The 25,373-nt window shown below is 67.3% G+C and carries 18 protein-coding genes; 10 read left to right on the forward strand and 8 right to left on the reverse strand.

Features of this window, described 5'->3' with window-relative positions; translation table 11 throughout:
• Positions 1-35 precede the first annotated feature (35 nt).
• Entirely contained in the window at positions 36-434 is a 399-nt protein-coding gene (locus C566_RS0104560; RefSeq protein ID WP_018773158.1) for a hypothetical protein, read from the reverse strand.
• Positions 435-698: 264 nt separating this feature from the next.
• On the reverse strand, positions 699-2,132 hold the full coding sequence (locus C566_RS0104565; protein ID WP_018773159.1) for a replication-associated recombination protein A: 1,434 nt from the start codon (positions 2,130-2,132) through the stop codon (positions 699-701).
• A 64-nt stretch (positions 2,133-2,196) separates the two neighbouring features.
• Here C566_RS0104565 and C566_RS0104570 point away from each other — a divergent pair, with 64 nt between their 5' ends.
• The 6 genes from C566_RS0104570 (at position 2,197) to C566_RS20755 (ending at position 10,832) form a co-directional block, all read left to right on the forward strand.
• Positions 2,197-2,841 carry an acVLRF1 family peptidyl-tRNA hydrolase gene (locus tag C566_RS0104570; protein ID WP_018773160.1) on the forward strand — a complete coding sequence of 215 codons (645 nt, stop codon included), beginning with the start codon at positions 2,197-2,199 and terminating at the stop codon, positions 2,839-2,841.
• Between the two features lie 421 nt (positions 2,842-3,262).
• The gene (locus C566_RS20750; protein ID WP_231386246.1) at positions 3,263-5,776 is read left to right on the forward strand and encodes a galactose oxidase early set domain-containing protein; all 2,514 of its coding nucleotides are present in this window, start codon (positions 3,263-3,265) and stop codon (positions 5,774-5,776) included.
• Positions 5,773-6,498, forward strand: a complete 726-nt coding sequence (locus C566_RS0104580; protein ID WP_026266383.1) for an excalibur calcium-binding domain-containing protein — start codon at positions 5,773-5,775, stop codon at positions 6,496-6,498. The genes C566_RS20750 and C566_RS0104580 overlap by 4 nt, the downstream gene beginning before the upstream one ends.
• A 112-nt stretch (positions 6,499-6,610) precedes the next feature.
• On the forward strand, positions 6,611-7,900 hold the full coding sequence (locus tag C566_RS0104585; RefSeq protein ID WP_018773162.1) for a glycosyltransferase: 1,290 nt from the start codon (positions 6,611-6,613) through the stop codon (positions 7,898-7,900).
• 39 nt (positions 7,901-7,939) lie between these two features.
• A complete protein-coding gene (locus C566_RS0104590) occupies positions 7,940-9,559 on the forward strand; it encodes an ArnT family glycosyltransferase (RefSeq protein ID WP_018773163.1) in 1,620 nt (539 codons plus the stop codon).
• Between the two features lie 25 nt (positions 9,560-9,584).
• On the forward strand, positions 9,585-10,832 hold the full coding sequence (locus C566_RS20755) for a glycosyltransferase (protein ID WP_018773164.1): 1,248 nt from the start codon (positions 9,585-9,587) through the stop codon (positions 10,830-10,832).
• A gap of 19 nt (positions 10,833-10,851) precedes the next feature.
• Here the strand turns inward: C566_RS20755 and C566_RS0104600 are convergent, their stop codons facing one another.
• Positions 10,852-11,751, reverse strand: coding sequence for a GNAT family N-acetyltransferase (locus tag C566_RS0104600; protein WP_018773165.1), 900 nt, complete (start codon positions 11,749-11,751; stop codon positions 10,852-10,854).
• A gap of 118 nt (positions 11,752-11,869) precedes the next feature.
• Complete coding sequence (aspS, locus tag C566_RS0104605) at positions 11,870-13,633, reverse strand: aspartate--tRNA ligase (protein WP_018773166.1); 1,764 nt, start codon at positions 13,631-13,633, stop codon at positions 11,870-11,872.
• Positions 13,634-13,756: 123 nt separating this feature from the next.
• Here aspS and C566_RS0104610 point away from each other — a divergent pair, with 123 nt between their 5' ends.
• Positions 13,757-15,100: an APC family permease gene (locus C566_RS0104610; protein WP_018773167.1), complete on the forward strand. Its 1,344-nt coding sequence runs from the start codon at positions 13,757-13,759 to the stop codon at positions 15,098-15,100.
• Here the strand turns inward: C566_RS0104610 and hisS are convergent.
• Complete coding sequence (gene hisS / locus C566_RS0104615) at positions 15,097-16,440, reverse strand: histidine--tRNA ligase (RefSeq protein ID WP_018773168.1); 1,344 nt, start codon at positions 16,438-16,440, stop codon at positions 15,097-15,099. The two genes, C566_RS0104610 and hisS, sit on opposite strands and share 4 nt — an antisense overlap.
• A gap of 277 nt (positions 16,441-16,717) precedes the next feature.
• Between hisS and C566_RS0104620 the strand changes: the two genes are divergently transcribed.
• From C566_RS0104620 to C566_RS0104630, 3 genes are all read left to right on the forward strand, one after another.
• Positions 16,718-17,524 carry a peptidylprolyl isomerase gene (locus C566_RS0104620; protein ID WP_018773169.1) on the forward strand — a complete coding sequence of 269 codons (807 nt, stop codon included), beginning with the start codon at positions 16,718-16,720 and terminating at the stop codon, positions 17,522-17,524.
• Positions 17,525-17,585: 61 nt separating this feature from the next.
• Positions 17,586-19,223, forward strand: a complete 1,638-nt coding sequence (locus C566_RS0104625) for a DUF349 domain-containing protein (RefSeq protein ID WP_026266385.1) — start codon at positions 17,586-17,588, stop codon at positions 19,221-19,223.
• A 125-nt stretch (positions 19,224-19,348) separates the two neighbouring features.
• Positions 19,349-19,993 carry a type IV toxin-antitoxin system AbiEi family antitoxin gene (locus C566_RS0104630; RefSeq protein WP_018773171.1) on the forward strand — a complete coding sequence of 215 codons (645 nt, stop codon included), beginning with the start codon at positions 19,349-19,351 and terminating at the stop codon, positions 19,991-19,993.
• 42 nt (positions 19,994-20,035) lie between these two features.
• On the opposite strand, the gene C566_RS0104635 is transcribed toward C566_RS0104630, so the two are convergent.
• The 3 genes from C566_RS0104635 to secD all read right to left on the reverse strand — a co-directional run bounded on the left by C566_RS0104635 (position 20,036) and on the right by secD (position 25,365).
• Positions 20,036-22,354 (reverse strand): RelA/SpoT family protein, encoded by a 2,319-nt coding sequence (locus C566_RS0104635; RefSeq protein WP_026266386.1) that lies wholly within the window; start codon positions 22,352-22,354, stop codon positions 20,036-20,038.
• A gap of 215 nt (positions 22,355-22,569) precedes the next feature.
• Positions 22,570-23,589 carry a protein translocase subunit SecF gene (secF, locus tag C566_RS0104640; RefSeq protein WP_018773173.1) on the reverse strand — a complete coding sequence of 340 codons (1,020 nt, stop codon included), beginning with the start codon at positions 23,587-23,589 and terminating at the stop codon, positions 22,570-22,572.
• The gene (gene secD, locus C566_RS0104645) at positions 23,590-25,365 is read right to left on the reverse strand and encodes a protein translocase subunit SecD (protein ID WP_026266387.1); all 1,776 of its coding nucleotides are present in this window, start codon (positions 25,363-25,365) and stop codon (positions 23,590-23,592) included.
• Positions 25,366-25,373: the final 8 nt, after the last annotated feature.

Here is a 25,373-nt window from a genome sequence, read left to right on the forward strand (position 1 = left end):
CGAACAAGCCTACCAGATCCGGCCGACGGACCGGCTCAGATCCGGGCGTGCAGTCCCCGGGCTCCGCTGCGCCCAAAGGACGCCGCCCCCAGGAATTCCACGGCCACGAACGGTTTCGGGCCGACCACCCATTCGTCGTGACCGGGCGGAATCGCGTAGGTGTCGTTGGCGTGGATCGTGGAGCGCAGCCCTTCGGCCGTTTCAACTTCCATCTCACCGGAAATGCAGAAACCGAGATGGTGGTGCAGGCAGACGTCGGTCTGCTCGTAGGGTCGGGTGTTAACCGACCAACGCCAGCCCGGGCCCAGGATCAACCGGGCCACCGAGTAGTCGTTCACCGTGCAGAGGTCGAATTCGGCCTTGTCCGGGCACCGTTTCTTGTCCGGCACATCGAAGGACTTCACTGCCATGGCTGTAACGAAGTTGATACTCATGGGGCACCTGCTGGGGAGGGGGCGGGAACGCTCGCGGTGGATGACCTGGGATGGAGCGAAGCCGGCTGCCGTTCCAGGCTCCGGGTAGCGGGAGCCGGCATGTGCCCGCGCTGTCCCCTGCGCCGCACGGACGGTCAGCAGATCCGTGCTGACATAATTCCACGTTAGACCTCTTGGCCCCTATGTCAACGGCGGATTCCGGCGCCGCGGCCCGCTGCCGACCAGCCGCTGGTCACGGGCGTTCGCGGGCGGTTCGCGAGCGGTTCAGGTGCCGCGGATGATCTTCCGAAGCCGCTCGAGCCGGGTGGAGATGTCGCGTTCGGCCCCGTTGCCGGTGGGTTCGTAGTAGTTGCGCCCGACGAGGTCATCCGGCGGGTACTGCTGGGTGGCGACGGCGTGCGGGGCGTCATGGGCGTATTTGTAGCCTTTGCCGTGGCCCAGCTGTTTTGATCCCGGGTAGTGGGCATCGCGCAGGTGGGCGGGGATGCCGTTCCCGAGCCCGGCGCGGACGTCGGCGATCGCCTGGTTAATGCCCATGTACGCGGCGTTGGACTTCGGTGCGGTGGCCAGATGCACCACGGCCTCGGCGAGGATGATGCGGCCTTCCGGCATGCCGATCAGCTGCACGGCCTGGGCCGCCGCGACGGCGGTCTGCAGCGCCGTCGGGTCAGCCATGCCGACGTCTTCGGCCGCCGAGATCACGATCCGGCGGGCCACGAACCGGGGGTCCTCACCCGCCTCCAGCATCCGGGCGAGATAGTGCAGTGCGGCGTCGACGTCGGAGCCCCGGATCGACTTGATGAACGCGCTGGCGACGTCGTAGTGCTGGTCCCCGGCCCGGTCGTAGCGGACGGAGGCGACATCCAGGGCGCGCTCCGTGTGCTTGAGGTCGATCTTGACCGGAGCCGCATCGGCGTCGTCCGCGTCCCCGAACGCGACGCCGGCGGCCGCCTCGAGCGCGGTCAGTGCACGGCGGGCGTCGCCGCCGGAGAGCCGGACGAGGTGCGCCAGGGCGTCGTCGCTGAGTTCTACTTTGCCGCCGAGCCCGCGGGCATCCGTCGCGGCCCGCAGGAGCAGGCCCTCGACGTCGGCGTCGGTGAGCGGCTTGAGGGTCAGCAGGAGGGACCGCGAGAGCAGCGGGGAGACGACGGAGAAGGACGGGTTTTCGGTGGTCGCGGCGACCAGCACCACCCAGCGGTTTTCGACGCCGGGCAGCAGGGCGTCCTGCTGCGCCTTGTTGAAGCGGTGGATCTCGTCCAGGAACAGCACGGTGGTGGTCTTGTAGAGGTCCCGGGCAGTGAGGGCCTCGTCCATGACGCGGCGGACGTCCTTGACTCCGGCGGTGATGGCGGAGAGCTCGACGAACTTCCGCCCCGGGCCCTTGGCAATCACATGGGCAAGAGTGGTTTTGCCGGTTCCTGGAGGCCCCCAGAGAATCAGTGAACTGGGGCCCGCGGGGCCGGTCGCGTCGGAGCCGGCCGCCAGTTGGCGCAGCGGGGAGCCTTGGCCGAGGAGGTGCTGCTGGCCCACGACATCATCGAGGGTGCGCGGCCGCATCCGGACGGCGAGGGGGCTCCGTGGCGACGCTGGCCCGGCGGCAGACCGGGCGTGGCCGGAATCGTCGGTGGCACCCTCGGCTGCGCCGAAGTCGTCGCTACCGTCGGCGTTGTCCCGCCCTGCACCAAAGAGATCATCCACATAGATAGGCTACTTCTAGTTCCTGCCGCCCCTCACCCTTATCCCCCGCAACGGAGTACCTGCCATGTCCAGCCCCGAGACCCGTGTGGCTTTCGTCTCCGGCGACCGGCTGCCGGGCTGGGTGGATCGCTTCGCCGCGAGCCACGGGGCACTGGCGGAGGAGGAGCTCGACGCCGGCCTGCAGCTGCGCGCCGCCGACGGCGCCGTGGCCGTCCTCCGGGCGCCCTGGCCCGTGGACGGCCGGCCCGGCAGCGGCCACGACGCCATCTCCCGGCTGGCCTCCCTGGCCGGGCAGCCCCGGAGCATCGGCACCGTCCTGGTCCGCCGCGGCGGATATTCGGTGGCTGTGGTCAGCGCCGGCGCCGTACTGACGTCCAAGACAGGCACGCGCCACGTCCAGTCGCGGACGGCTGCAGGTGGCTGGTCCCAGCAACGTTTTGCCCGGCGGCGCGCCAACCAGGCCGATGCCCTCGTGGAGGCTGTCGCCGAGCACGCCGGACGGATCTTCGCTGAGCACCGGGTCGAATACCTCGCGCCCGGCGGCGACCGGACCCTGGCGGACCAAGTGCTCGCCGAGCCCGTGCTCCGGCGCTACGCCGGCCTGACGCGGCTCGCGTTTCTGGACGTCCCGGATCCACGCGCGGCGGTACTGAAGAAGGCCGCCGCGGAGCTGTGCTCCGTGCGGATCCTGGTGACAGACCCGCAGTAGTTCCTGCCGTACAGGCTCCCGCCGGGTAGGCGCCGGCCCCGGATTCGGCTCATTTTGTGTCTCTTGCAGCGTCCCCGCAGTTTCTCTGCCCGGCAGCTCCGGCCGGGCGCGGGAGCACCGGAGGGGCGCTGACCTTGGCTTCCACCCAGTGACCAAGTAGTTCGGCGGGGTCCCCGTCCACCACCTGAGTACACCCCGCATTCCGGCGCGGTGCGAAGTCGAGTAATTTTTACTCGTTCCCCCTGCATTTTGCCGCCCATAGACTCAAACACATCCCTTTGTCACTGAAATCACACGCTAGTGGGGAATTCAATGTGCAACATTGACCATCCGATTCCCAGAATGACAAATACGGAATCAACGCCCACCGAAAACAGGATCTACAACGGCAGAATACGCAACGCACTGGATGCGGCGGGCCGTGAATAACCTACAACGCCCCCGGCGCCTCATAGCGCTCATCCTGGCGTTCCTTATTCCCCTGAACTTTATCGTGGGCGCCGCCGCTCTGGCAGCCGACCCCGTCAATCTCGTGAGGAACCCGTCTCTGGAGGAAGGTGCCGTGGACGCCACATGCTACAAGCGGGCCGGCTGGGGAACCGAAGGCGACTGGAGTTTCGTCCAGGGACGGCTCGGCGGCAGGGCTGCATCAGTCACTCTCCAGGGCCATACGGCGGGCGACCGCAAGCTCGTCCAGGAGGAGAGTACCCAATGTGCACCTACTGTGGTCCCCGGCCGCGGCTACACCATTCAAGTCTGGTACAAGTCCACGGCGCCCGTGTCGCTCACCCTGTTCCGCCATTCAGCCCAGGGCTGGAGCTACTGGGGCGATATCCAGCAGCAGGCACCGGCAGCGGACTGGACCCTCGCCACTGCCCCCACCCCCACGATCCCCGACGGAACGGATTTCCTAAGCTTCGGGCTGTCGCTCGCAATTGACGGGACACTGGCGACCGATGACTATTCCCTGACGGAAATTCCTGCGCCGACGCAAAACACCACCGAATTGATAATTAACGGAAACCTCGCGGACGGAACTCCCACACCAGCGTGCTTTATGCTGGCCGGTTGGGGAAACCGACAAATAGCGACTTCACTCTCAAATGACGTCCCGGCAAATTCACCCGCCGGAACGCGATCCTTCGCAATAAGTGCCAGCGCATATCAGTCCGGAGACGCAAAACTCATCCAAGCGGACGCGCCGGGCTGCGCACCCGCCGTCACACCAGGGGAACAATACGACTTCAAGGTCGATTACAAGTCCACCGCGGCCGGCCCGTCCGGCCTGACCGTCTTCAGCCATACAGTCAACGGCTGGCAGTACTGGACCGACCTGAAGGAATTGCCGCCCGTCCCCGGCTGGACGACAGGCCAGGCGCGAACACCGGCGATCCCCAACGGCGTCGACCGTATTGCCCTGGGTGTTTCCATCGCCGGCAACGGCACCTTGTCGACCACCAACTACTCGCTGGCCAAATACGACGCAGCGGGACCACCTCCGGTGGGCGGGCCGGACGCCGTCGGCTCCTGGGAAATCCTGTCATCGCAAATGCCCGTGCGGGCGCTGCATTCAACGCTGCTCCACGACGGACGCCTGCTGCTGATCGCCGGTTCGGGCAACGACGAGACGAACTTCAATGCAGGGTCATTCCGGGCCGTGGTCTGGTCACCCAGCACCAATGTCTTCAAGAACATCCCGGTGCCCTACGACATGTTTTGTGCCGGACACGTGACCCTGCCCGACGGGAAAGTACTCCTCGCCGGCGGCACCCAGGCGTTCCCCACCGCCAATGTGGGGCCCACCACCTTCCAGGGATCCAAGAAGAGCTACTACTTCGACCCCGCGGACGACGCCTTCCATCAGCTCTCGGACATGGCCGGGGCCCACTGGTACCCGTCACTGACGAAACTGGGCAACGGTGACATCTGGTCCGCCGGCGGCCTCGATGAAAAGGCCCAGGGCACGGTCCTGACAGAGATGTTCAACACCTCGGCCATGAGGTGGCTGCCGCAGAACCAGGTGCCGCAGACCTGGAGCTTCTGGGGCACCTACCCGCACATGTTCCTTCTTGAAAACGGCAGGATGTTCTACTCCGGGGGCCACACCTTCGGCAACGGGCTGCCGGGGACGGGCTCGTCGATCTACGACTGGGCAACCGCGCAGATCTGGGATGTCCCCGGGCTGCGGCAAAAGGATCTCAGGGACCAGGCCGGCTCCGTTTTCATCGGTCCGGTCCAGGACCAGAAGCTCATGATCGTTGGCGGCGGCAACGCCGACGGCAACACCCCCGGCATCAACCTGGTCGACATCATCGACCTCAAACAGCCGAGCCCGCACTACGTGCCCGGCCCAGACCTTCCCGGACCCGGCAAGATGTACGTCAACGTCCTGAACCTTCCCGACCGCTCCGTGCTTGCGGCTAATGGCGGGCAGTTGAACCGTTCTGGAAACATCCAGACGGCTGCCATCTACACTCCGTCGACCAACTCCTGGAAGACTGTGGTGGCAGACCCGGTTGGCCGCAATTACCACTCGACGTCGATTCTCCTGCCGGACGGCCGGGTGGCGGTCATGGGCTCCAACCCGCTGGATAATTCCTTCGAAGCCAGGATCTCGGTCTACAGTCCGCCGTACCTGTTCAAGGGACCCCGGCCGGCCATCACATCGGCTCCCGGCCAGGTGGGCCACGGGCAGAATGTGCAGATCGCTGTGACCGGCGATGTCGCCACCGCCTCCCTCATCCCGCCGATGTCCCAGACCCACCAGACCGACACCAACGCGCGCGTCGTCGACCTGCCGCTGGCGGGCACGGGCGCGGACCGCACCGTGCAAATCCCCAGCAATCCGAACCTCCTGCCGCCCGGGCCGTACATGCTCACAGTGTTGTCCGCTGACGGAATCCCCAGTGTTGCCCGTTGGGTGTGGGTTTCATGAGGCGCGGCACGGAAACTGCAGCGGGTGGTGCACGCGGGGCACGCGTCGTCGTCGCCCTGACGACGGCGGGCCTGGCAGCCGCGGCAGCCATGGTGTGGGGCGGGATGTCCGCCGTCGCCACGGTCGGTGCGGTCAACGCCGGTCCGCGCGCGAGCCAAATTCCACCGGCCGCCACGCCGGCCGAAGCGCCCACCGGCGCCCGGCCGGGGCCGTCCGCCACCACGGACGCGGCCACGGACCCCACCCAGGACGCCACCGGTTCCGGCAACGCAGTGAAACTGGGGCCCATTCCCCCGGTTTCCGTGGCGCCCCAGGCGTCCACGTCAGCAGGCGACGCACCCGAAGTCTCCCTGGCTGAGGCGGCACGGACGGAAGCCGGTGCGGCCGCCTCCTTGCCGGAGGGCGGCAATTCCATGGGCCTCAAGCAGCGGGGCCCCGTTGACCCGGCAGCGGTGCTGTCCGGCAAGAGCCTGTCCCTGGGCGGTTGTCTGCCCCAGTACGGCTCCGACGGACAGTGCCTTCCTGCCATTCCGCCGAGCATGAGCCGGCACCTGAAGGAAATGAAGGACGCTGGCCTCGACCCCGGGTCCATGCCGCATACATGGACCTGTACCGAGGTCCGTACGTACTTCAAGGGCGGACTCGCCGTGCGCAAAGCGCACGTCGATCCGCAAAAACTCGACGCCAACCATGACGGCGTCGCCTGCGGTGCGGCCGACTAGCCGCCGCGTCCCTTCCCGGGCCCGCCTGCGGTCCTGCTGACTGTCCACCCGACTGACGATCCCGCCCGTTTCCGAGATCCCCTGCTTCCACCTACCCCATTGGAGCTCCGTCATGTCCGCTACCTTCCTGGCCAGCGCCCTCGTCGTCATCATCGCCCTGGCACTCTTTGCCATCGCAGTGTCCACCCTTTACCTGAACACGTACGCATGGTGGGACCCCAAGACGCAGGTGCGGACCTCCTACTCCGGCCTTCAGGGGACGGAGGGACATTCGTTTTCGCTGATCATGCCGTGCCGGAACGAACGCGAAGAGGTCATGCGCGCCACCTTGGCCGCGCTCCTGGCACAGACCCATTCGCGCAAGGAGATCATCATCTCGGTCGGACATGACGACACCGAGACGGTGGAGGTCGCACACCGGCTCGCCCGGGAGTTCCCGGAGTTCGTCCGGGTCAGTGTCGACGTCAGCGAGCGGAAGAACAAGCCGCGGCAGCTGAACCAAGCGCTGTCAATGTGCCGCTACAGCGTGGTCGGGGTTTTCGACGCCGAGTCGATCGCGGCCGAAGAACTCCTGGCCCATATCGACAGTGTCTTCACCACCAAGAACGCCGACGTCGTCCAGGGTGCCGTGCAGCTGATCAACTACAAGGACACGTGGTATTCGCTGCGGAACTGCCTTGAATACTTCACGTGGTTCCGGTCCAGGCTGCACGCCCATTCCCGGCAGGGATTCATTCCCCTCGGCGGCAACACCGTGTTCATCAAACGAGAACTGCTGACGGCGGTGGGCGGCTGGGACGGCTCCTGCCTCGCCGAGGATTGTGATCTCGGTGTGCGCCTGTCGACGCTGCGCCGGAAGATCGTGGTGGCCTATTCGCCGCAATTGGTCACGCGCGAGGAGACGCCCGACAGCCTGTCCGGGCTCATCCGGCAGCGCACCCGCTGGTCCCTCGGATTCATGCAGGTCTTCGCCAAGGGCGACTGGAAGGCCCTGCCGTCCCGGCGGATGCGGACCATCGCCTGGTGGACCCTGATGCAGCAGCATTTCATGGCACTGGCCGGCGTCTGCATTCCCATCGCCATCGCGGCGGCTATCTGGGGCAATTTCCCGCTGGTGGTCACGTTGATCACCTTCCTGCCGCTGGTACCCACGCTGGTGACGGTCGCCTTCGATGTCTGCATGCTCCACGAGTTCGGCCGCGACCATAAGTTCGCCATCAGCTGGTACGACTACTTCCGCCTCGTTGCCGGCACTCCCCTCTACCAGATGGTCCTGGCCTTCGCGGCTCTGCGGGCTTTGTTCAAGTTCGGGCGCCGCGATTTTGCCTGGGAAAAGACCGACCATTCCGGATCCCATCTGTCCTACCTCGTCCCCAGCACTGCCGCACCGGCACGGCAATAGCACCCCATTGACATTGCAACGTCCCCTCAGGAGGCAGTCATGGCAACCACGGAACTAAAACCCGCTCCACCAGCGGCGGCCGGCACCCCGGGTGCAAAGGCCGAACGCGCGCCCAAACACCGCGGCACAGCGCACGGCCCCACGTTCAACCTCAGGTTCCTCCCGTTGTGGGACAAGGTTGCCCTCGCTGCGCTGGCCGTCGCCGCGGCCGTCCTCAGCCTGTGGAATCTCGACGGAGCGCCCAGCTACCAGGACGACGAAGGCACCTACACCTCCCAGGCCTTCGCCGTGCACTCGGGAACCCTGGCCCCCTACACCTACTGGTACGACCATCCGCCGCTGGGATGGATCCAGATAGCCTCACTGAACTGGCTGCCGAACCTGCTCGGGCTCGGCGACGGCACCTCCATCGGTGCCACCCGGTACGTAATTTCGGTGTACTTCGTGGCCAGTGCGCTGCTGCTCTACATGGTGGCCCGGCGGCTGGGCATGCGCATTCCCTTCGCGGCCCTGACAACGGTGCTCTTCATCCTGTCCCCGCTCTCCCTGGTGCTCGGACGGCAGATCTACCTCGACAACATCGGTGTGCCCTGGCTCCTGCTGGCCTTCTATCTGGCCCTGTCTTCGCGGGACGCGCTGTGGCACCACGTGGGAGCCGGGATCTGTTTCGCGATCGCCGTGCTCTCGAAGGAAACCCTGTCCATCTTCGGCCCCGCCCTGCTGCTGGCCCTGATGTACCGGCCTAAATGGAGCAACCGGCTATTTTCGGTGGTTGGCTTCCTCACCGCCGGCGGACTGCTGCTGGCCTTCTACCCGCTGTCGGCACTGCTGCGCAACGAGCTCCTCTCCGGACCCGGTCACGTCTCGCTCCAGGATGCCCTCGCCTACCAGCTGCTGAACCGTTCCGGCTCGGGCACCATCTTCGAGGCCGGCTCCAGCCGCGCGGAGTTACTCGCAGGCTGGCTCTACTTTGACAAGTACCTGATCGCGGCCGGACTGGTGGCCGCCGTCGTCTGCCTGCTGCGCCCGCGGTCCCGGATTCTCTTCGTCGCCATTGCCTCCTTCGCCACGCCGATTGTGCTCGGCCAGGGCTACCTCCCCGCGATGTACATCATCGGCGTAATCCCGTTCCTGGCGTTGGCGTGCGGCTCGGCCGTGGACATCGCCTGGAGCGGGGCGGAAGGGCTCGCCCGCCGCGCGCCGGGCCTGACCCGGCCGCTGCAGGCGGCGTTCGTTGCCGTGCTGTCGGCATCTTTGCTCCTGATGTCGGTGCCGCAGTGGTTTGAACAGGACAGAACGCTCCTTACCGCCCAGACCAATTCCAACTGGCGCAGCGCCATGACCTGGGTCCAGGACAACGTCTCACGGAGCGACGTCGTCCTCGCCCCCTACTCCATGTGGCACGACCTTAATTCAAGCGGCTGGAACAACGCCTGGACCATGATCGCCACGGAGAAACCGGACCTCGACAAGCAATACGACATCGAACGGCCCGGCGGGTGGCGGGAAATCCGCTGGATCATCGTCGGCCCGTCCGTCACGGCCAACATCGACTCCCTGGGCCTGAGCCGGGTGAAGACGGCCCTGCAGAACTCGGAGGAAGTCCAGACCTTCGGCGAATGGAGCGTGCACCGCGTCATCAATCCCCCGTCCACCTAGGACGCAGACGAACAGGACGGCAGTCATGAAACTTTCAGTCATCGTCCCCACGCGCAATGAGGCGCCGAACGTCCAACAACTGATCGGCCGGGCTGCCGAGGCCTGCCGTGAAATCGACGCGGAACTCGTGTTCGTTGACGACTCCACGGACAACACCCGGGACGTCATTGCGGCCGCCGCCGCGACGGAGCCAATGCGCATCAGGGTGATCCACCGGGAGGCGCCCGCCGGCGGCCTGAGCGGCGCCGTAGTGGATGGCGTGCGGTCCAGCGGCGCCGAGTTCTGCATGGTGATGAGCGGCGATCTCCAGCATCCGCCGGAGCTCATCCCCGCCCTGCTCGCGGAGCTCGAAGACAACGACGCCGACGTCGTGGTCGCCTCGCGCTACGGTGCCGGCTGCAGCGGCCGCGTCCCCGGCACTGGCGGCAGCAGCGGCGGCGTGGCGACCTGGTCCCGCCGTGTCCTCTCGGCCGGGGCCACGCGCATCACGCTGGCACTGTTTCCCCTGCGGCTGCGGGGCTGTTCTGATCCCATGACGGGGTTCTTCGGAGTGCGGCGCTCCGCCATTGAGTGCAGCGCGCTGCGGCCCAGCGGGTTCAAGATCCTGCTGGAAATCCTGGCCCGGCACCAACTCACAGTGTCCGAAGTTCCGTTTACCCTCGGACTGCGGACCGCAGGCAGGTCCAAGGCGGGCGTGGGCCAGGGGCTGCGCTTCCTCCGGCAGCTCGGCGAGCTGCGTGCGGGAACGGCCGCGCTGTTCGCCGCCGTGGGCGCTGCCGGGACCGTGCTGAACCTTGCGATCATGGCATTCCTGCTCTCCTCCGGAACATACTTCGTCGCGGCCGCCATCGTGGCCGCGGAGCTGACGATTGTCTCGAACTTCCTGATGCAGGAACACATTGTCTTCGGCACCCTGCCGCACAAGGCCAACGGCTTGCGGACCCGGTTTGCGCAATCGTTCTGTTTCAACAATCTGGAGGCCCTGGCCCGGCTTCCCGTCCTGATGCTGGCCGTGAACGTCCTGGCCATCGACGCCGTCCTGGCGCAGGCCGCGACGCTCCTGGCAGCGTTCGTGGTGCGGTATTTGTACCACTCGAGGATCGTGTACTCGGCTAAACCCGCGCGCACCCCCGGCGCCGGCCGGACGGCGTCCAACGGCGGGGGGATCGCCCGGGCCCGTGGACGCCTCCGTCGGCAGCCGGCCCGCGGCCCCGGGGCGCACAGCCTTGGGACGGGCGGGCTCGGAAATGGGCACGCCGGCAAGGGAACCTGACGCCTGCCGGACGGCCCGGCTAGCAGCCGGTCAGGTGCCGCTTGGGCCTGTCCTGACGGTAGAGGTAGCGGCCGGCTTCGCGGAAGCCGGCGCGGGCGTACAGCTCACGGGCACCGGCGTTGGAGGCCATGACCAGCAGCCAGTACCCCGCCAGGCCGCGGGCCCCGCCCTCGCGCAGCAGCGCCTGGACCACCCGGCCGCCGTGGCCCCGACGCCGTGCATCCGGCCGCGTTGCCATGCAGTACAGCCCGCCCCACCCGGGCCCGGACGGGCCGGTGTTGGGCAAGGCGAGGCGTGCGACGGCGGCCGGCGACCCGCCGTCGTCCCGGACGAGGGCGTACAGGGCCGGGCACCCGGCCAGGATGCGGCGGGCCACGGCGAACTCGTCCGCTCCCCCGCGGCCGTCGACGCTCCACCACAGCTCCAGCCATTCCGCCGACGGCTCGGCGGAGATTTCCACGGCAGGTCCGGGGCCGCCGGAATCCGGGCCGGGTCCGGACTCCGCCCAAGGGCCGCGGACCAGGACCAGGGTTTCGGACTGCCGGGTGAACCCTTCGTCATCGAGCATTGCGTGCAGCGCCGCATGGGGCGGGCCATCGAAGACCTGGAAAATCAGCGGAAGCCGGCGGTTCCGGTACCAAAGCCGGGCCTCCCGGAGCGCGGCCAGCAGCCGGTGCGGGTCATCATCGCCGGGAAGCCGCGCCCAGACCGAGTTTGCCCGTTGCGTCACGCCGGAGGCCGCCCGCAGCACCCAGCCGCCCGATTCCTCCCGTTCGGCAGCCGGCCATGCGGCATCCATCAGCCCTTCCAGCCCCGGAATGGCCAGGAGGTCCGATTCGGTGCCCACTTCCGGGTCCGGTTCGGGGCCCACTTCCGGGTCCGGTTCCGGGCCCGCTTCGGGCATCGGGGTCAGGTCCATCGAGGTTCTCCGTCCGGAACAGTTGCGGCCGATCATGACAGCGGCAGGGGCCTCCGGTTGCCCGGGGAGCCCCTGCCGCTACGGCTGATGCTTCCAGCCTGGTTTTGCCGTCCGCGGCCTACTTGGCCTCGGGCTTAAAGTCGACGCCGGCTTCCTTGCGCTGCTGCGCCGTGATGGGAGCGGGAGCCTGGGTCAGCGGGTCGAAGCCGCCACCGGACTTCGGGAACGCGATGACGTCGCGGATGGACTCCACGCCGGCCAGCAGGGCAACCACGCGGTCCCAGCCGAACGCGATGCCGCCGTGCGGAGGGGCACCGAACTTGAAGCCCTCCAGCAGGAAGCCGAACTTGGTCTGCGCGTCTGCCTTGTCCAGGCCCATGAGCTCGAAGACCCGTTCCTGGACGTCGCGCTCGTGGATACGGATCGAGCCGCCGCCAATTTCGTTGCCGTTGCAGACGATGTCGTAGGCGTAGGACAGCGCCGACTCGGGATCCGTGTCGAAGGAGTCCATGAACTCGGGCTTGGGCGAGGTGAACGCATGGTGCACGGCGGTCCACTTGCCGGCGCCGACGGCGACGTCGCCGGAGGCGACCGCGGCGGCGGCGGGCTCGAACATCGGCGCGTCCACGACCCAGCAGAAGGCCCAGTCAGCGGGGTTGATGAGCCCGGTGCGGTGGCCGATCTCGACGCGGGCAGCGCCGAGGAGCGCACGGGACGGGGTCTTCTCGCCGGCTGCGAAGAAGATGCAGTCACCGGACTTGGCGCCGACGGCGTCGGCGAGGCCAGCGCGCTCGGTCTCGGTGAGGTTCTTGGCGACGGGACCGGCGAGTTCGCCGTCCTCCTTGTAGAGCACGTACGCCAGGCCCTTGGCGCCGCGCTGCTTGGCCCATTCCTGCCAGGCGTCGAGGGCGCGGCGGGCCTGGGAGGCGCCGCCGGGCATGACGACGGCGCCGACGTAGGGCGCCTTGAAGACGCCGAAGTTGGTGTCCTTGAAGAATTCGGTCAGCTCGGTGAGCTCCTGGCCGAAGCGCAGGTCCGGCTTGTCCGAGCCGTAGCGGGCCATGGCGTCGTGGTAGGTGATGCGCTGGATCGGCGTCGGGATCTCGACGTCGATCAGCTTCCACAGGGCCTGGACGATGTTCTCGCCCAGGCGGATGATGTCGTCCTGTTCCACGAAGCTGGCCTCGATGTCCAGCTGCGTGAATTCCGGCTGGCGGTCCGCGCGGAAGTCTTCATCGCGGTAGCAGCGGGCGATCTGGTAGTACTTTTCGAAGCCGCCCACCTGAAGGAGCTGCTTGAACAGCTGCGGGGACTGCGGCAGCGCGTACCAGGAACCCGGCGTCAGGCGTGCGGGGACCACGAAGTCGCGGGCGCCTTCCGGCGTCGAACGGGTCAGCGTGGGGGTTTCGATCTCCACGTAGCCGTCCTGGTGGAGCAGTTCGCGGGCCACGCGGTTGGCTTCCGAGCGCAGGCGCAGGTTGCGGGCGGGGCCGGGGCGGCGCAGATCCAGGTAGCGGTGCTTCAGGCGTGCTTCCTCGCCCACCTCTACGTGCTCGTCGATCTGGAACGGCAGCGGATCCGAGGTGTTGAGGATGGTGACCTTCTCGGCCATGACCTCGATCTCGCCGGTGGGAAGCGCCGGGTTCTCGTTGCCTTCGGGACGCTGGGAGACGGTGCCGACGATCTGCAGCACATACTCGTTGCGCAGTCCGTGGAAGACCTCTTCTTCGCGGACCACAACCTGGGCGACGCCGGACGCGTCGCGCAGGTCAACGAATGCGACACCACCGTGGTCACGACGCCGGCCGACCCAGCCGGCGAGGGTTACGGTTTGTCCAATGTGCTCGGAGCGAAGTGATCCGAGGTCATGTGTGCGCAGCACAGCACGCCTTTCTGAAGAAGACAGAGGGAAAATCAAAAGCGATATTAAAACAATGACGTTCTAATAGGATCGCTACGGGAACGATCCCGTTCGAGTTTACCCGTTGGAAAGGCCCCTTCCGCCATGGCAACCCGGCACAACGGAACCCAGCCCGGTGGCCGGCCCGGCCCGCAGCGGCCACACCAGCGGCTGCAGCGGCGGCTCGGCGTGTTCGATTCCACGGCAATCGGCCTGGGGTCGATGCTGGGCGCCGGCGTGTTCGTCGTGTTCTCCCCCGCCGCCGCCCTGGCCGGGCCACTGCTGACACTCGCCGTGGCCGTGGCCGGCGTCATCGCCTACTGCAATGCCGTCGCGTCGGCGCAGCTGGCGGCAAGGTACCCCGCCAGCGGCGGCACCTACGTGTACGGGCGCCGGCAGCTCGGCCAGTGGCCCGGCTTCATTGCGGGCTGGGGCTTCATCACGGGCAAGACGGCGTCCTGCGCGGCGATGGCGCTGACGTTCGGGCACTACGTGGCGCCGGCCTATGCCACACCGCTGGCGGTCGCCGGCGTCGTCGCCCTCACGGGAGTTAATCTGCTCGGCATCACGCGGACCGCGTTGCTGACCAGGATCCTGCTGGCCGTTGTGTTGGCCACGCTCGTCTTCGTCGCCGTGGCCTCCCTGCTCGGCCCGCACCCGGCGGGCGCCCCCGCGGTGTCGGCGGCGCCGGCCTACCCCGCGCCGCCCTCCGGCGTCTGGGGCGTCCTTCCCGCGGCGGGGCTGATGTTCTTTGCCTTTGCCGGCTATGCGCGGATCGCGACCCTGGGTGAGGAGGTCAAGGATCCCGCCCGTACCATTCCGCGGGCCATCCTGGCCGCACTGGCCGGGGCCTTCGTGATCTACCTTGGCCTGGCCGCGCTGCTGCAGTGGCACCTGCCGCCGCAGCAGCTGGCGGGTTCGACGGCGCCGCTGCTGGACGCGGTGGAGGCCTCCCGCCTCAGCGGCGGAGTCCCGTTCGTCCAGGCCGGCGCGGCGGCCGCCTGCCTGGGCGCTCTGCTGGCCCTGATCACCGGGGTCGGCAGGACCACTTTGGCGATGGCGCGGGAACGGGACCTGCCCGCCCCGCTGGCCAGGGTGGGCCGCGCCCGCAGCGTCCCGTTCACGGCGGAACTGGCCGTCGCGGCCGCCGTCGTCGTCCTGCTGCTGAGCACCGATGTGATGACCGTGGTCGGATTTTCCAGTTTCGGTGTGCTGGTCTATTACGCCGTGACCAACGCCGCGGCTTTCACGCTGTCCGGCCGCCCCTGGCATGCGCCGCGGTGGCTCAATGTGCTGGGCTTCCTCGGCTGCCTGATCCTGGCCGTCACCCTGCCGCCGGCCTCCGTGCTGTTCATGGCGGCGGTGCTGGCGGCAGGGGTGGCCGGGCGGTTCCTCGTCGTGCTGGTGCGCAGGACGAGGGACAACAGCAGGCCTGCCCCGAAGGCCTAGCGCGCGGCGATGACGCGCACGTGCAGGTCCTCCTCGGAGGGCGTCCACGAGTCCGGATCGGCGTCATACTGCTCGCCCGTGCGGATGTCCTTGACCTGGTGCTTGCCGTCGTTGTCGGTGAACCAGACAAACGGAATGCCGCGACGGTCGGCGAACTTGATCTGCTTGCCGAACTTCTCGGCCTTAGCGGCGACCTCCGTGGCGATGCCCCGGCTGCGCAGCTGCGCCGCGACATCCTGCGCGGCAGCCCAGCTGTCGTCGTTGTTGAGCGTCACCAGCACGGCGGTCGGCACGGAGCGCGTGGCTTTGGCCAGGTCCTGGCTCAGGATCCGCGATACCAGGCGGGTCACGCCGATCGAGAGGCCGACGCCGGGGAACTTCCGGTTGCCCTTGCTCGCCAGGGCGTCGTAACGGCCGCCGGAGCAGATCGAACCCAGCTGCTCATGCCCCACCAGGACGGTTTCCACCACGGTGCCCGTGTAGTAGTCGAGGCCGCGGGCGATGCTGAGATCGGCTACGACCCGTCCCGGCGCGTGCTGGACGGCGGCCGCAATGACCTGCTCCAGCTCGTTCAGGCCTTCCTCCAACAGCTCGTTGGTAACACCCAACGCCCGGACCTGCTCCACGAAGGACGTGTCCGTGGTGCGGATGCCCGCGAGCTTCAGGGCAGCCTGCGCCTGATCGTCAGTGGCGCCGAGTTCCTCCTTCAGCAACTCGGCCACCTTCGCCGGGCCGACCTTCTCGAGTTTGTCGATACTGCGCAGGACGCCCGCGGTGTCCGTGAGGCCGATCCCGGTGTAAAAGCCCTCGGCCAGCTTGCGGTTGTTGATCCGCAGCAGGAAGTCGGGGATGGGCAGCGCGTTGAGCGCCTCGGCAATCACGAGGGCGATTTCGACGTCGTACCGGAACGGAAGTTCGCCGTCGCCGACAACATCGATGTCCGCCTGGGTGAACTCGCGGGCCCGTCCCTCCTGGGGACGTTCGCCGCGCCAGACCTTCTGGATCTGGTAACGGCGGAACGGGAACGCCAGGTAGCCCGCGTTTTCCACGACGTACCGGGCGAACGGCACGGTGAGGTCGAAGTGCAGGGCAAGGGCGTGCGGGTCAACCTTGGCAGCGGTGTCCGCGTCCTCGTCCTGGAGCCGGCTCAGCCCGTAGACCTCTTTATCGATTTCCCCCTTGCGCAGCAACTGGCCCACCGTCTCCACGGCGCGGGTCTCGATGGAGGAGAAACCATGGAGCTCGAAGGTCCGGCGCAGCGTGTCCAGCACATGGAGTTCCACCAGCCGCTCCTCGGGGAGCCACTCGGGGAATCCTGACAGGGAGGCTGTGCGTGCCATGGTGAAATTTTCTCCTCTGGTTACCACTGCGGTATCTCGTTGCTACTGCAGTATGTCTGGGCGCGGGCGTCAGGCGGCATTCTCACTGTCGAAACGTGACGAAGATAAGCGGCAGACCGGCCAGTCGTGCATAAACTGTGTGCGGCAGTCAGTTTATGCGTTCGGCGCCCGCTTCTTCCAACGGAGCCGGCCCGGCGGGGCTGCCTGCAGCTTGCTGCTGCTACCGCGACGGCGCCTACGGCCCGTTATGGTGGCGGCCATACAACCAGGAGGACCTTTGGCGGCCAGTTCACGCAGCGCACGCGAGGCGAAGCGGCGCGTCCAGCAGATGGAGGCCAGGCGCGGCCTGCGCCGGGACCAGGACAAGCGCCGCAAGCGCGACAACGTCTTCGCCATCAGCGCCGGCACGGCGGCAATTGGCCTGGCCTTGGTGCTGCAGCTGACCGTTTTCGCCTCCAACCCGACCGAAGAGGAGTTCGCGGCCGTGCAGGAGGGACTGAACAGCCCGTCGGCATCCGCTACACCCACCGCGGCCCCGACGAATGGCGCGAACATCCCCAAGCCGGAGACCGCCGCGGGCAAGACGTTCACGGGCGAGCTCAAGCTCAACCGCGGCACGCTCGGCGTCGAGTTCGACGGCACGAAGGCCCCCCAGGCCGCGGCGGTCTTCAAATCCCTTGCCGACCAGAAGTTCTACGACGGCGTCAGCTGCCACCGGCTGACCACGGCCGAGAACTTCGGCGTACTCCAGTGCGGGTCCAAGGCCGGCGACGGCAGCAGCGACCCGAGCTACACCTGGGGCCCGCTGGAAAACACCCCGCCGGACAACAAGTACCCCGCCGGAACGATCGCCGTGGCCCGGACTGGCGGGAACGCCAACGGCAACGGCACCCAGTTCTTCATTGTGTACAAGGACACAGTCATTCCAGCGGATGCCGCCGGCGGCTATACGGTGGTGGGCAAGGTGACCTCGGGGCTCGACGTGGTGGGCGGTATTGCCGCCGCCGGACTGAAGCCTGGCGACAACGCCACCGACGGCGCACCTGTGGAACCAGTCACGATAGACTCGTTCTCACTGAAGTAACCAGCCGCGGCCCTAAAGGCCGTGGTCCCGGTATTTCCCTCCAAGCGAAAGACTTCTAGCGGTGACAGACAGTCAGAAATCCGACGAAACATTGGCAACAGCAGCTGCCAACGAAACCGAAGCCGAGGCAACCCCAGCCGAGAGCGCAGGCGCTGCCGTAAACGCCGCCGGCGAGACTGCGGAACCCGCGGCCCCGGCCGCCGCAGGCGAGGAGCCCGCCGAGGCATCCGAACCCACTGTGTCGGCGGAAGCCGTCGAGGCTGCGGAGACGACGGAGACGGCCGAGGCTGTTGACGAAGCCGAAGCGACTCCCGCATCCGCTCCGACGCCGGGCCCCACGGCCGCGCGTCCCGCGCCGAGCCCGGCAGCGTTTGCCGCCCGGCCGAAGGCCAAGCCGTCAGCGGCCGCACCGGCTCCCGCGCCGGTGGCCGTGTCCTCCGCAGCCTCACTGGCCGAAGCGGCCCGCTGGGGCCGTGTTGAAGGCGACGGCCACGTCTTCCTGACCGTTGACGGCACGGAATACCCCGTAGGCCAGTACCCGGGGGTCAGCGCCGACGAGGCCCTGGGCTACTTCGCCCGGAAGTTCGACGACGTCGTGGCCCAGATCGTCCTGCTTGAACAGCGGGTGAGCTCCAAGGCGCCCACCGCGGACATGCAGAAGACCGTCACGCACCTGCGCGAGCAGCTCGCCGAACGGAACATGGTGGGCGACTTCCGCTCCGCCGAGGCCCGGCTGGACGCGCTGGTGACGCAGATCGGCGAGCTGGAAAAGGCCGAGAAAGCCGAACACGACGCCGTCCGCGCCGCTGAGCTTGCCGCCCGCGAGGCCATCGTGGCCGAGGCCGAGGAAATCGCCGGCCACGATCCCGCGCAGATCCAATGGAAGACCTCCAGTGCGCGGATGAACGAACTCTTCGAGAGCTGGAAGACCGCACAGAAGAGCGGCGTCCGGCTCGGCCGCAGCAACGAGGACGCGCTGTGGAAGCGGTTCCGCGCCGCCCGCACGGTGTTTGACCGGCACCGCCGCGCCTACTTCTCCCAGCTGGACAGCAACAATTCGGCGGCCAAGGCCGTAAAAGAGAAGCTGATCACCGAAGCCGAGGCCCTGTCCTCCTCGACCGACTGGGGTTTTGCCGCCGGCGAGTACCGCCGCCTGATGGATGAGTGGAAAGCCTCCCCCCGCGCCAGCCGCAAGGACGACGACGCGCTGTGGGCACGCTTCCGCGCCGCCCAGGACGTCTTCTTCACCAACCGGCAGGCAGCCAACGACGAGATCGACCAGGAATACGGTGCGAACCTGGTGGTAAAGGAAGCGCTCCTGGTGGAGGCCAACGAGCTCCTGCCGATCAAGGATCTCGCGGCAGCCAAGAAGGCACTGCAGTCCATCCGGGACCGCTGGGAAGAAGCCGGCAAGGTGCCGCGCGCCGACATGGGCCGCGTCGAGGCCGGTCTGCGGAAGGTGGAGGACGCTGTCCGCCACGCCGAGGACGAAAACTGGAAGCGCTCCAACCCGGAGACGAAGGCACGCACCAACAGCGCCCTCACCCAGCTCGAAGCCGCCATCGCCGGTCTCAAGGAAGACCTGGCCAAGGCGGAGAAGGCCGGCGACGAACGCAAGATCAAGGCCGCCCGGGAAGCCCTCGAGGCACGCCAGGCCTGGCTGGAGCAACTCGAGCGCTCAGCGAGCGAGCTCTCCTAGGCACGCTGCAGCCCAGTACGAAGTACACCAGCAGGTCAGTCCAGGCCCCGTTTCGGTTATCCACATGACCGGCACGGGGCCTGTTCTGTGTCCGGGGAACCGGGAACGATGGCGGAATGGTACCCATGCCCCGCGCTCCCGCCGTCCCGCAGGTTCCGGGCCGGCACGCCCCGGACCCGAGGGGGCCGGGTCCGGGAGACTGCGAACTCTACTCCCCCGGCGCTCTGTTCTCCTGGCCCGAGCTGCAGGCCATGGCCGCCGACGGCGTGCTGACGCAGCTGTATCAGCGCGGCTACCTGCCACCCGGGGCCAATGCCAGTCCGCAGCTTCGCGCGCGTGCCGCGTCCCTGGCGGTGGCGCCGGCAATCCGGCAGCGGGTCGTGGCGGGCCGGATGACCGCGGCATGGATCTATGGGTGTGCCACGGAGCCGGACCGTCTGGCGCTGCTGGTTGACGCCAACCGGCGGATTTCCAGCCTGCGGTCCGTGCGCGGCTGCACCTTCCACGAAGTTCGGCTGGGGCCGTTCGACGTCGTGAGCATGGGAGGCCTGATGGTGACCAGTCCGCTGCGCACGGCCGTGGACGTGGCGATGCACGTGGATGAGGAACGGGCCCTGCCGGCCCTGAGGGCGCTGCTGGCTCGTCCCGAACTGGGCGTGCGCCTGCGACTGCTCAGGCTTGCCGTTGACGCGAGTCCGCGCGTCCCGCACAAGCGGGCGGCCCTCGCGAAGCTCGCCGCCCTCGTGGCAGAGCCGGCGGCGCCGGATTGACCCCGTCCTCTCAAGGGTCGGGCCGAGCCGTGAACTGCCGGGTCAGCTGCGGCGGCGGTTTCCGGTGGTGCGGTACACGTCGAAGACGCCGTCGATCCTGCGGACCGCGCTGAGCACGTGGCTGAGGTACTTGGGGTCGCCCATCTCGAAGGCAAACTTGGAGATGGCCACCCGGTCCGTGGACGTGTGGACGCTCGCCGCCAGGATGTTGACGTGGTTTTCCGAGAGCACCCGGGTGACGTCGGAGAGCAGTGATTTGCGGTCCAGCGCCTCGACCTGGATCTCCACGAGGAACACGCTGGACTGTGTGGGGGCCCAGTCCACCTCCACGATCCTGTCCGGCTGGTCCATCAGGCCGCTCACGTTCGTGCAGTCGGTCCGGTGCACAGAGACCCCGGAGCCGCGCGTGACGAAGCCGAGGATCGGATCCGGCGGGACCGGCGTGCAGCACCGGGCCAGTTTAACCCAGACGTCGTCCACGCCGCGGACAACAACACCAGAATCGGAGAAGCGGGCCTTGCTGACCTGGGTCGGGATGGAGACCTCGGTGAGGGCATCGTCCGGGTGCTCGTTCCCGCCGAGGCTCTCCACCAGGCGTTCCATCACGGACTGCGCGGAGGTGTGGCCATCGCCCACACCGGCGTAGAGCCCGGAGATGTCGGCGTACTTGAAGTCCTCCGCGATCGCCGCGAGGGCGTCGTGGGTCATGAGCCGCTGCAGCGGGAGGTTTTGCTTCCGCATCGCCTTGGTCAGCAGGTCCTTGCCGCGGTCGATCGCTTCCTCGCGGCGTTCCTTGCTGAACCATTGCCTGATCTTGTTTCGGGCCCGGGCACTCTTGACGAAGTGCTGCCAGTCCTGGCTGGGGCCGGCGCCTTCGGCCTTCGACGTGAAGATCTCGACCCAGTCGCCGTGGTTCAGTTCGCTGTTGAGCGGAACGAGCTTGCCGTTGACGCGCGCGCCGATGGTCCGGTGGCCTACCTCGGTGTGCACCGCGTACGCGAAGTCGACGGGCGTGGACCCGGCGGGGAGGGCCATGACCTCGCCCTTGGGGGTGAAGACGAACACTTCCCGGGCGTTGATCTCAAAGCGCAGGGAGTCGAGGAATTCGCCGGGGTCCGACGTCTCCTGCTGCCAGTCCACGAGGGACCGCAGCCAGCCCATGTCGCCGTCGCGCGGGCTGCCGGGGCCGGCGGCCGTACGGTTCGGCTGGTCCTTGTACTTCCAGTGTGCGGCGACGCCGTATTCGGCCCGGCGGTGCATCTCGTGGGTGCGGATCTGGATCTCCACCGGCTTGCCGCCGGGACCGATCACCGTGGTGTGCAGCGACTGGTACATGTTGAACTTGGGCATCGCGATGTAGTCCTTGAACCGCCCGGGCAGGGGGTTCCAGCGCGAGTGCATCGCGCCCAGGGCCGCGTAACAGTCCCGGACTGAATCGACGAGGACGCGCACGCCCATGAGGTCGTTGATGTCGTCGAAGTCTTTGTCGCGGACGATCATCTTCTGGTAGATCGAGTAGTAGTGCTTTGGCCGTCCGGTGATCGTGGCCTTGATCTTCGCGGTCCGGAGGTCCTCGGTGATCTGGTTGCGGATGACCGCGAGGTTCTTTTCGCGCTCGGGGGTCCGGTCCCCCACCATGCGCACGATTTCCTCGTACACCTTCGGGTAGAGGGCCGCGAAGGACAGATCCTCCAGCTCCCACTTGATGGTGTTCATGCCAAGCCGGTGGGCCAGCGGCGCGAAGATCTCCAGCGTTTCGCGCGCCTTGCGGGCCGAGGACTCGGCCGAGACAAAGCGCCAGGTGCGGGCGTTGTGGAGCCGGTCGGCGAGTTTGATCATCAGGACGCGGATGTCCTTGGCCATGGCGACGACCATCTTGCGCACAGTCTCGGACTGGGCCGCCTCACCAAAGCTGACCTTGTCCAGCTTCGTGACGCCGTCCACCAGCATGGCCACTTCCGGGCCGAACTCGGTCTTGAGGTCGGCGAGGGTATAGGACGTGTCTTCGACAGTGTCGTGCAGCAGGGCCGCGGCCAGCGTGGTGCCACTGAGGCCGAGTTCGGCGAGGATGGTGGCCACCGCGACCGGGTGGGTGATGTATGGGTCACCACTCTTGCGCTTCTGGCCCCGGTGGCAGCGCTCGGCCACCACGAAGGCGCGCTGGATGAGGTCGAAATCCTCTTTGGGGTTGTTGGCGCGCACCGTGCGCAACAAGGGCTCCAGGATCGGCGAGTACGCCGGAGCACCACGGCCCGTCAGCCGGGCAAGGCGGGATCTCGTGCGTTCGCGACGGCCGGGGAAAGTGGGCCGGGCACCGGAATTGTCAACCGGCACGGGAACATCGGGGCGTCCGGGAGCCACCAGGCCAGTCTGTGACCCCTGGCCTTGGCCCTTGTCCGCTGGTGCCTCCGGCACCGGCGTCGAACGTTCTTCCAATGGAGCACCTCTCGCGACCGGTTAATTATTCAAGTGTATTCCCGCAGCAGGATACTTCGATAACCGACGGGGATACGGCGACGGGCCGGAGGCCGTCGAAAGGGACGGTCTCCGGCCCGTTTGTGGCCGCTTGGGACGGTTCAGGCCGTGGCGGGCGATGCCGGCGACGCGGTCTTGGCTGCCGCTTCGGCGCGCCTCTGCTCCACGCGCTTGGCCTGCTTGACCAGGTCGGGTTCGCCCTGCCGCAGCGCGGCGTACAGCGGAGCCGCGATGAAGATCGTGGCGGCAGTGCCGACCAGGATGCCCACGAACAGCGCCAGGGACAGGTCCCGCAGGGTTCCGGCACCGAGCAGCCCGGCCCCGATGAAGAGGATCGCACCGACCGGCAGGATGGCCACCACCATGGTGTTGATGGACCGGACCAGGGTCTGGTTGATGGCGAGGTTGACCTCTTCGGCGAAGGTCCGCCGGGTGGAGGCCTGCATGTCCGAGGTGTTCTCCCGGATCTTGTCGAACACCACCACGGTGTCGTACAGCGAGTAGCTGAGCACCGTGAGGAAGCCGATGATGGCGGACGGGGTCACTTCGAAGTCGCTGAGGCCGTAAACACCGGCGGTCATGAACATCGTGACGGCCATGCCGACAAGTGCCGAGAGCGACATCTTCCAGGTCCGGAAGTAGAGCGCCATCAGCACGGCGGCCAGGCCCACAAAGATTGCCAGACCCATCAGCGCCTGCTTCGTGACGTCCGCACCCCAGGTGGGGCCGACGAAGGTTGACGTGACTTCGTTATCCGTCACGCCGTAGGCCTTGGTGAGGCCTTCCTTGATCTGCAGCGTCTCGTCGTCGGAGAGCTTGTCCGTCTGGATCCGCATGGTGGTGCCGGCGACATTCGCCACGCGCGGCACGGACCCCGCCACGACGTCCGTGACGGCCTTCTCGCCGAGGGAGGCCTCGGTGGTCTTGACGTTGGAGACCGTGAACTCGGAGCCGCCGCGGAACTCGATGCCGAGGTTGAATCCACCCTTGGCGACCGGGATCAGGATTGAGAGCGCGACGGCGATTCCGGCGATCAGGAACCAGATCTTCCTGTAACCGACGAAGTCGTACGAGCGCTTGCCCGTGTACAGCTCATTGCCGAATGTTGAGAAGTTGACCATTTACTTGCCCTCCTTGGACGCGCTCTTGGAGGTACCGGCGAGCTGTGCCTGTTGTGCCTGATCCTGCTTTTCGGCGAGACGGCGTTCTGCAATGGTCATCCGGCGCTCTGCCTCGGCGGCGGCACCGGTGTTCTTCGCCCGTACTACTGCCACGGGCTTGTCCTCCGGGGTACGCATCCGGCCGGCACCGCGGTACAGCGGAACGGCGCCGAGGCGCTTCGGGTCCAGGCCCGAGAACCGGTGGCCTTCGCCGAAGAACTTGGTGCGGGCCAGCAGCTGCAGGGTGGGGTGGGTGAACATGAAGACGACGATGAGGTCGGCGATTGCGGTGAGGCCGAGGGTGAACGCGAAGCCGCGGACGTTGCCCACTGCCACGAAGAACAGCACGACGGCGGCGAGGAGGTTCACGGCCTTGGACGCGAGGATGGTGCGCTTGGCCCGCTTCCAGCCGTTTTCGACGGCCGAGACTAGGCCGCGTCCTTCGCGGAGCTCATCGCGGATGCGCTCGAAGTAGACGATGAACGAGTCGGCCGTCTGGCCGATGGCCACGATCAGGCCGGCGACGCCGGCGAGGGAAAGCCGGTAGTTTTCGGTCCAGCCCAGGATGGCGATGGCCAGGAACGTCAGCACGCCGGCGATCACGAGGGAGGCCACGGTCACGAAGCCAAGGGCCCGGTACTGGAACAGCGAGTAGATCACCACGAGCAGCAGGCCGATCAGGCCGGCAAGCATACCCATGCGGAGCTGCTCCCCGCCCAGGGTCGCCGAGATCTGCTGTTCGCTCTGGATTTCGAAGCTGATTGGCAGGGCACCGAAACGGAGCTGGTCGGAGAGGGCCTTGGCCGACTCCTCGGTGAACCCGCCGGTGATCTGCGGCCGGCCGTCGGTGATGACGGCGAGGGAGCGCGGGGCGGAGATGACCTGGTCGTCCAGGACGATAGCGAACTGGGACTTCGGATCCGAGCCGGTCTGGCCGCCGCCGGCGGCGTAGAACTGGTACAGGCGCTCGGTGATTTCCTTGAACTTGGTGGTGCCCGCGTCATCGAACTGGATGTTGACGGCCCATTCATTGGTCACGGCACCCTGGGCGCCGCGCTGCAGCTGGAAGGAGGAGGACTTGATGTTCGAGCCCTTCACCTCCACCGGACCGAGGATGTACTTGATGGCCGGCGAATTGGCCGACGCCGGCTCGCAGGTCACCAGCGGCTTGGTCGGGTCCGAGCGCTGCTGCTTGTCCTGGGAGGGGTTGTCGCAGTCGAGCGCCTCGAACTGCTTGTAGACCTCGGGGGTAATCCAGTTCTCGTCGCTGCTGTTGGCGGGTGCGGCAGTCGGCTTCGGCAGCTGGGCGTCCGGGGTCCTGGACGCGGCGGGGACCGCTGCGCCGGGACCGGTCTGGATGACCGGGCGGAAGTTCATGTCGGCGGAAGCCTGGATCAGCGCACGGGTTTCCTTGGCAGGGGTTCCCGGGAGGCTGACGACGACGTTGCGGCCGGACTGCGTGCTGATTTCCGCTTCCGCGACACCTGAGCCGTCCACGCGCTGGCGAATGATCGCCACGGCCTGGTTGAGCTGGTCTTCGGTGATACCCGAACCGCCCTCAACCTTGGGCGCCAGGATCATCTGGGTGCCACCTTCAAGGTCCAGTGCGAGCTTTGGAGCCCAGCCCGCCTGGCCGGCCATCGTGCCGCCCGCCAGGACAGCCGTCATGGCGGCGATGATTACGCCAAGCCAGACCAGCATCCTGATGGCTGAGTATTTGGGGCCAGTTCGTGCCATTGTCGATC

The organism is Arthrobacter sp. 131MFCol6.1 (assembly GCF_000374925.1).
Classification (GTDB): Bacteria; Actinomycetota; Actinomycetes; order Actinomycetales; family Micrococcaceae; genus Arthrobacter.